Annotated in this window: 6 protein-coding genes; all 6 read left to right on the forward strand. The window is 58.4% G+C overall.

Annotated features, from left to right (window positions below):
• Positions 1-1,314, forward strand: a 1,314-nt coding sequence (locus D8U69_RS29250; RefSeq protein WP_130908652.1) for an aspartate aminotransferase family protein, incomplete at its 5' end; no start/stop codon positions are given.
• A gap of 172 nt (positions 1,315-1,486) precedes the next feature.
• The gene (locus D8U69_RS29255; RefSeq protein WP_056854050.1) at positions 1,487-2,599 is read left to right on the forward strand and encodes a polyamine ABC transporter substrate-binding protein; all 1,113 of its coding nucleotides are present in this window, start codon (positions 1,487-1,489) and stop codon (positions 2,597-2,599) included.
• Between the two features lie 188 nt (positions 2,600-2,787).
• Positions 2,788-3,885 carry a polyamine ABC transporter substrate-binding protein gene (locus tag D8U69_RS29260; protein ID WP_130903851.1) on the forward strand — a complete coding sequence of 366 codons (1,098 nt, stop codon included), beginning with the start codon at positions 2,788-2,790 and terminating at the stop codon, positions 3,883-3,885.
• Between the two features lie 73 nt (positions 3,886-3,958).
• Complete coding sequence (potA, locus tag D8U69_RS29265; protein ID WP_130903852.1) at positions 3,959-5,101, forward strand: polyamine ABC transporter ATP-binding protein; 1,143 nt, start codon at positions 3,959-3,961, stop codon at positions 5,099-5,101.
• A 35-nt stretch (positions 5,102-5,136) separates the two neighbouring features.
• Positions 5,137-6,018: an ABC transporter permease subunit gene (locus D8U69_RS29270; RefSeq protein WP_177434609.1), complete on the forward strand. Its 882-nt coding sequence runs from the start codon at positions 5,137-5,139 to the stop codon at positions 6,016-6,018.
• Positions 6,015-6,905 (forward strand): ABC transporter permease subunit, encoded by an 891-nt coding sequence (locus tag D8U69_RS29275; protein WP_056854046.1) that lies wholly within the window; start codon positions 6,015-6,017, stop codon positions 6,903-6,905. The genes D8U69_RS29270 and D8U69_RS29275 overlap by 4 nt, the downstream gene beginning before the upstream one ends.
• The last annotated feature ends 64 nt before the right edge of the window (positions 6,906-6,969 follow it).

The following is a 6,969-nucleotide window of genomic DNA, read 5'->3' on the forward strand; positions in this document are numbered from 1 at the left end:
CACCACCTGGCCCCGTTCAGCGATTTCAAGCAGCTGAAAGAGAAAGGCCCGCGGATCATCACCAACGCCAAGGGCGTGTACCTGTGGGACAGCGAGGGCAACCAGATTCTCGACGGCATGGCCGGTCTGTGGTGTGTGGCAATCGGCTACGGTCGTGAAGAACTGGCAGACGCCGCCAGCAAACAGATGCGCGAACTGCCTTACTACAACCTGTTTTTCCAGACCGCGCACCCGCCAGTACTCGAACTGGCCAAGGCCATCGCCGACATCGCGCCGCAAGGCATGAACCATGTGTTCTTCACCGGTTCCGGCTCCGAAGGCAACGACACCATGCTGCGCATGGTCCGCCACTACTGGGCAATCAAGGGCCAGCCGAACAAGAAAGTCATCATCAGCCGCAAGAACGGCTATCACGGTTCCACCGTGGCCGGCGCCAGCCTGGGCGGCATGACCTACATGCACGAACAGGGCGACTTGCCGATCCCGGGCATCGTCCATATCGCGCAGCCTTACTGGTTCACTGAGGGCGGTGACATGACGCCTGAAGAGTTCGGGATCTGGGCTGCCAATCAGCTGGAAGAGAAGATTCTGGAAGTCGGCGTCGACAACGTTGGTGCCTTTATTGCCGAACCGATCCAGGGCGCTGGCGGCGTGATCATTCCGCCTGACAGCTACTGGCCGCGCATCAAGGAAATCCTCGCCAAATACGACATCCTGTTCGTGGCCGACGAGGTGATTTGTGGTTTCGGCCGCACCGGCGAGTGGTTCGGCAGCGATTTCTACGACCTCAAGCCCGACATGATGACCATCGCCAAGGGCCTGACTTCCGGCTACATCCCGATGGGTGGGCTGATCGTGCGTGACGAAGTGGTGGCAGTCCTCAACGAGGGCGGCGACTTCAACCACGGTTTCACCTACTCCGGTCATCCGGTGGCTGCCGCGGTGGCGCTGGAAAACATCCGCATCATGCGCGACGAGAAAATTGTCGAACGCGTGAAGACCGAAACGGCACCGTATTTGCAAAAGCGTCTGCGGGAACTGAACGATCATCCGCTGGTGGGTGAAGTTCGCGGGGTGGGTCTGTTGGGGGCCATCGAACTGGTTCAGGACAAGGCCACGCGCAAGCGCTACGAAGGCAAGGGAGTGGGCATGATCTGCCGACAGTTCTGCTTCGATAATGGCCTGATCATGCGGGCAGTCGGTGACACCATGATCATCGCGCCGCCACTGGTGATTACGCCTGCGGAAATCGACGAACTGGTAACGAAAGCTCGCAAGTGTCTGGACCTCACCCTGAGTGCGTTGCAAGGCTAAGTGCTAGGCTCTGAGCGAAGGCGCCGCGGCACCTTCGCTCGGGGCAGTCAGAAAGGTTGGCCTTTTCTTGAAAGACCGCCTCGGATCTTGCCAGACTAGCCGCGGTTCCAGTTGTCGGGGTTCGGCCGCTGAACAAAGTGGTTCAAAAAAGAAAAATTTGGAGCATTAACGCATGAAGGCATTAGGCAAAAAGCTTGCTGGCAAGACTCTTCTCGCCATGTCCCTGATGGGCATTATGGCGGGCGCGGTTCAGGCGGACGACAAGGTGTTGCACGTCTATAACTGGTCCGACTACATCGCTCCGGACACCGTCAAGAAGTTTGAAGACGAGTCGGGCATCAAAGTGGTCTACGACGTTTTCGACAGTAACGAAACCCTGGAAGCCAAATTGCTGGCAGGCAAGTCCGGCTACGACATCGTCGTACCGTCCAACAACTTCCTGGCCAAGCAGATCAAGGCAGGTGTTTACCAGAAGCTGGACAAGTCCAAGCTGCCCAACTGGAAGAACCTGAACACCGACTTGCTCAAGGCCGTATCGGTCAGCGACCCGGGCAACGAACACGCCTTCCCGTACATGTGGGGTTCGATCGGTATTGGTTTCAACGCCGAGAAGGTCAAGGCTGCACTGGGTGCCGACGCGCCGACCAACTCCTGGGACCTGCTGTTCAAACCTGAAAACGCTGCGAAGTTGAAATCCTGCGGTATCAGTTTCCTCGATTCGCCAACCGAGATGATTCCGGTGGCGTTGCACTACCTGGGCTATCCAACCGACAGCCAGGACAAGAAACAACTGGCCGAAGCTGAAGCGCTGTTCCTGAAAATCCGTCCTTCGATTGGTTACTTCCACTCGTCCAAGTACATCTCGGACCTGGCCAACGGCAACATCTGCGTGGCCGTGGGTTACTCGGGTGACATCTACCAGGCCAAGGCACGCGCTGCCGAAGCCGGTGACAAGGTGAAAGTCAGCTACAACATTCCGAAAGAAGGCGCCGGCAGCTTCTACGACATGGTCGCCATCCCTAAAGATGCCGAAAACGTCGAAGGCGCCTACAAGTTCATGACCTTCCTGCAGAAGCCGGAAATCATGGCCGAAATCACCAACGCCGTACGCTTCCCGAACGGCAACGCGGCCGCCACGCCGCTGGTTGAGAAAGAAATCACAGCCGACCCGGGCATCTACCCGCCGGCCGATGTGCTGGCCAAGCTGTACGCGATTGCCGACTTGCCGGCCGCGACCCAGCGGATCCTGACCCGCAGCTGGACCAAGATCAAATCCGGTAAGTAAGCCGGTTTGAAGCAAGAACCTGTTGTCGTCGTCTGCGCGGTGGCGGCAACAGGTTTAATTAAATGACAGAAAGTTTTGCTGGAACGGTTTTTCGAGGGTAAGTTGCGCGCCGGTTTTGTTGCCATACAGCCATGGCTGTCATGTAACGCGGGGCAACTTGGGCCCAACTCATTTTAGAGGACCTCCACTTGCCTATTTTTTCTTTGTTGCGCAATGCCATGCTGGTCGGCGCCGGGCTGACGCTTGCCGTCAGTGTCCAGGCCGCCGGTACTGTGCATATTTATAACTGGTCGGACTACATCGGCGAGAACACGCTGGCCGACTTCCAGAAAGAGACCGGGATCAAACCGGTTTACGACGTGTTCGACTCCAACGAGACCCTGGAAGGCAAGTTGCTTGCCGGGCGTACCGGTTACGATGTCGTCGTGCCGTCGAACCACTTCCTCGGCAAGCAGATCAAGGCTGGCGCGTTCCAGAAACTCGACAAGTCGCAGTTGCCGAACTACTCGAACCTCGACCCGGTGCTGCTCAAGCGTCTGGAGCAAAACGATCCGGGCAACCTGTACGCCGTGCCCTATCTATGGGGCACCAACGGCATCGGTTACAACGTCGACAAGATCAAGGCCGTGCTGGGGGTCGACACGATCGATTCGTGGGCCGCCGTCTTCGAACCTGAAAACATCAAGAAGCTGCAAAGTTGCGGTGTGGCGTTCCTCGATTCGGCCGATGAAATGATGCCGACGGTGCTCAACTACATGGGCCTCGACGCCAACAGCACCAACCCTGAAGATTACAAAAAGGCTGAAGCCAAGTTGCTGGCGGTACGGCCTTACGTGACCTACTTCCACTCCTCCAAATACATTGCGGATCTGGCCAACGGTGATATCTGCGTCGCGATCGGTTTCTCCGGCGACATGTTCCAGGCGAAGAACCGCGCCGATGAAGCCAAGAAAGGCGTGAACATCGCCTACTCGATTCCCAAGGAAGGCGGTGCGCTGTGGTTCGACATGCTGGCGATCCCCAAGGATGCGGCCAACGTCAAGCAGGCCCACGCGTTCATCAACTATTTGCTCAAACCTGAGGTTATTGCCCAGGTCAGTGATTACGTCGGCTACGCCAACCCTAACCCCGGGTCGGACAAACTGATGGAACAGTCCATTCGCACCGACGAAGCGGTTTACCCACCGCAGGCCGTGCTCGACAAGACCTACGTGTCCATCGAGCTGCCACCGAATATTCAACGTTTGATGACCCGCAGCTGGACCAAGGTCAAGTCGGGCAAATAGCTTCAAGGCTCAAACTATCCAAAGTTGGCTCACCTTGAGCGAACTGCACTCTTTTTTTTTGGGAGTTTCGTAAATGGCAGTTGCCTCCGGCGCCTATAAGAAAGCCCTCGAGGGCGACCAGTCACCTAAACAGGTGTTGGTCAAAATCGACCGGGTCACGAAGAAGTTCGACGAGACGATTGCCGTGGACGATGTGTCCCTGGAAATCAAGAAAGGCGAGATTTTCGCCCTGCTCGGCGGTTCGGGATCGGGCAAATCCACCCTGCTGCGCATGCTCGCAGGTTTCGAACGGCCCACGGAGGGGCGCATCTTCCTCGATGGCGTAGACATCACCGACATGCCGCCGTACGAGCGGCCGATCAACATGATGTTCCAGTCCTACGCCCTGTTCCCGCACATGACCGTAGCGCAGAACATCGCTTTCGGCCTCAAGCAGGACAAACTGCCAGCCGCCGAAATCGACGCCCGTGTGGCCGACATGCTCAAGCTCGTGCAAATGACCCAGTACGCCAAGCGCAAGCCGCACCAGTTATCCGGTGGCCAGCGTCAGCGTGTGGCACTGGCGCGTTCCCTGGCCAAGCGGCCGAAGCTGCTGTTGCTCGATGAACCGATGGGCGCACTGGATAAAAAACTGCGTTCGCAAATGCAGCTGGAACTGGTCGAGATCATCGAGCGCGTCGGCGTGACCTGCGTCATGGTGACCCACGACCAGGAAGAAGCCATGACCATGGCTGAGCGCATCGCGATCATGCACCTGGGCTGGATCGCCCAGATCGGCAGCCCGATCGACATCTACGAGACCCCGACCAGTCGCCTGGTCTGCGAATTCATCGGCAACGTCAACATCTTCGAAGGTGAAGTGATCGACGACGCCGAAGGCCACGCGATCATTACCTGCAAAGACCTGGACCGGCAGATCTACGTCGGCCACGGCATCAGCACTTCGGTACAGGACAAGTCGGTGACCTACGCGATCCGTCCGGAAAAACTGCTGGTCACCGCCGACATGCCGACCTGCCAGTACAACTGGTCCAGCGGCAAGGTGCACGACATCGCTTACCTGGGCGGGCACTCGGTGTTCTACGTCGAGTTGCCAAGCGGCAAACTGGTGCAGTCATTCGTCGCCAACGCCGAACGTCGCGGGCAGCGTCCGACCTGGGGTGATCAGGTCTACGTGTACTGGGAAGACGATAGCGGCGTGGTACTTCGCTCATGAACATGCGCAAATTCAAACGCCGTCTCAATCGAATAATTCCCGGTGGCCGCCAGTTGGTCATCGGGGTTCCCTTCATCTGGCTGTTCCTGTTCTTCATGTTGCCGTTCTTCATCGTTCTGAAGATCAGCTTTGCCGAAGCCGACGTGGCCATCCCGCCGTACACTGAAATCTACAGCTACGCCGAACAGAAGCTGCAGTTGCTGCTGAACCTGGGCAACTACGCGATGCTGGGCGATGACGAGTTGTACATCGCCGCGTACCTCGGCTCGCTGAAGATGGCGCTGATCAGCACCATCCTCTGCCTGCTGATCGGCTACCCGATGGCCTACGCCATTGCCAGCGCCCGCAAAGAGCTGCAAACGGTGCTGGTGCTGCTGATCATGATGCCGACCTGGACCGCGATCCTGATCCGCGTGTATGCGTGGATGGGCATCCTCAGCAACAACGGCCTGCTCAACGGTTTCCTGATGAGCATGGGCTGGATCGACGAACCGCTGCAGATCCTCAACACCAACCTCGCGGTTTACATTGGTGTCGTCTACTCCTATCTGCCGTTCATGATCCTGCCGCTGTACGCCAACCTGGTGAAGCACGACACGAGTCTGCTGGAAGCCGCTTCGGACCTGGGTTCGAGCACCTTCAACAGCTTCTGGAAAATCACCGTGCCGCTGTCGAAAAACGGCATCATCGCCGGCTGCATGCTGGTGTTCATCCCGGTGGTGGGTGAGTTTGTGATCCCGGAACTGCTCGGCGGTCCGGAAACCCTGATGATCGGTAAAGTGCTCTGGCAAGAGTTCTTCAACAACCGTGACTGGCCGGTGGCGTCCGCCCTGGCGGTGGTGATGCTGGCGATCCTGATTGTGCCGATCATCCTGTTCAACCGCAGTCAGGCCAAGGAAATGGAGGGTAAAGAATGAAACGCTTCCGTTTCTCCAGCCTGATGCTGGTGGTGGGTCTGTTGTTTATCTATCTGCCGATGCTGATCCTGGTGATCTACTCGTTCAACGCCTCGAAACTGGTGACGGTGTGGGGCGGTTGGTCGATCAAGTGGTACGTCGGCCTGATGGACAACACGCAACTGATGGGGTCGGTGGTGCGCTCGCTGGAAATCGCCTGCTACACGGCGATTGCAGCCGTCGCACTAGGGACGTTAGCCGCATTCGTCCTGACCCGTATCACCCACTTCAAGGGTCGCACGCTGTTCGGTGGCCTGGTCACCGCGCCGCTGGTGATGCCTGAAGTGATCACCGGCCTGTCGCTGTTGCTGCTGTTCGTGGCCATGGCGCAGATGATCGGCTGGCCGCAGGAACGCGGCATCGTCACCATCTGGATCGCCCACACGACGTTCTGTGCGGCGTACGTGGCGGTGGTGGTGTCGGCGCGCTTGCGTGAGCTGGACCTGTCCATCGAAGAAGCGGCCATGGACCTCGGTGCACGGCCATGGAAGGTGTTCTTCCTGATCACCATCCCGATGATCGCGCCATCGTTGGCGGCCGGCGGCATGATGTCGTTCGCCTTGTCGCTGGATGACCTGGTGTTGGCGAGCTTCGTTTCCGGCCCGGGTTCCACGACCCTGCCGATGGAAGTGTTCTCGGCGGTACGACTGGGCGTGAAGCCGGAGATCAATGCCGTGGCCAGCCTGATTCTGTTGGCCGTGTCGATCGTGACTTTCCTGGTCTGGTTCTTCAGCCGCCGTGCCGAAGAAAACCGCAAGCGGGCGATCCAGCAAGCCATCGAAGAAAGCGCCGCCGACTCTTGGAAACAACCGGACGTGCGTCGCGCGCAGGCGCCGGAAGCTGCCTGAAGCGATGCCATGATCGTTCCCACGCTCTGCGTGGGAACGCCTCAACGGACGCTCCGCGTTCGGC

Origin of the sequence: Pseudomonas sp. Sample_16 (assembly GCF_004307665.1) — a bacterium.
GTDB lineage: Bacteria > Pseudomonadota > Gammaproteobacteria > Pseudomonadales > Pseudomonadaceae > Aquipseudomonas.

Coding starts and splice junctions, on each gene's coding strand:
- D8U69_RS29255 (WP_056854050.1), top strand. CDS start 1,487: ATGAAGGCATTAGGCAAAAAGCTTGCTGGCAAGACTCTTCTCGCCATG.
- potA (WP_130903852.1), top strand. CDS start 3,959: ATGGCAGTTGCCTCCGGCGCCTATAAGAAAGCCCTCGAGGGCGACCAG.
- D8U69_RS29275 (WP_056854046.1), top strand. CDS start 6,015: ATGAAACGCTTCCGTTTCTCCAGCCTGATGCTGGTGGTGGGTCTGTTG.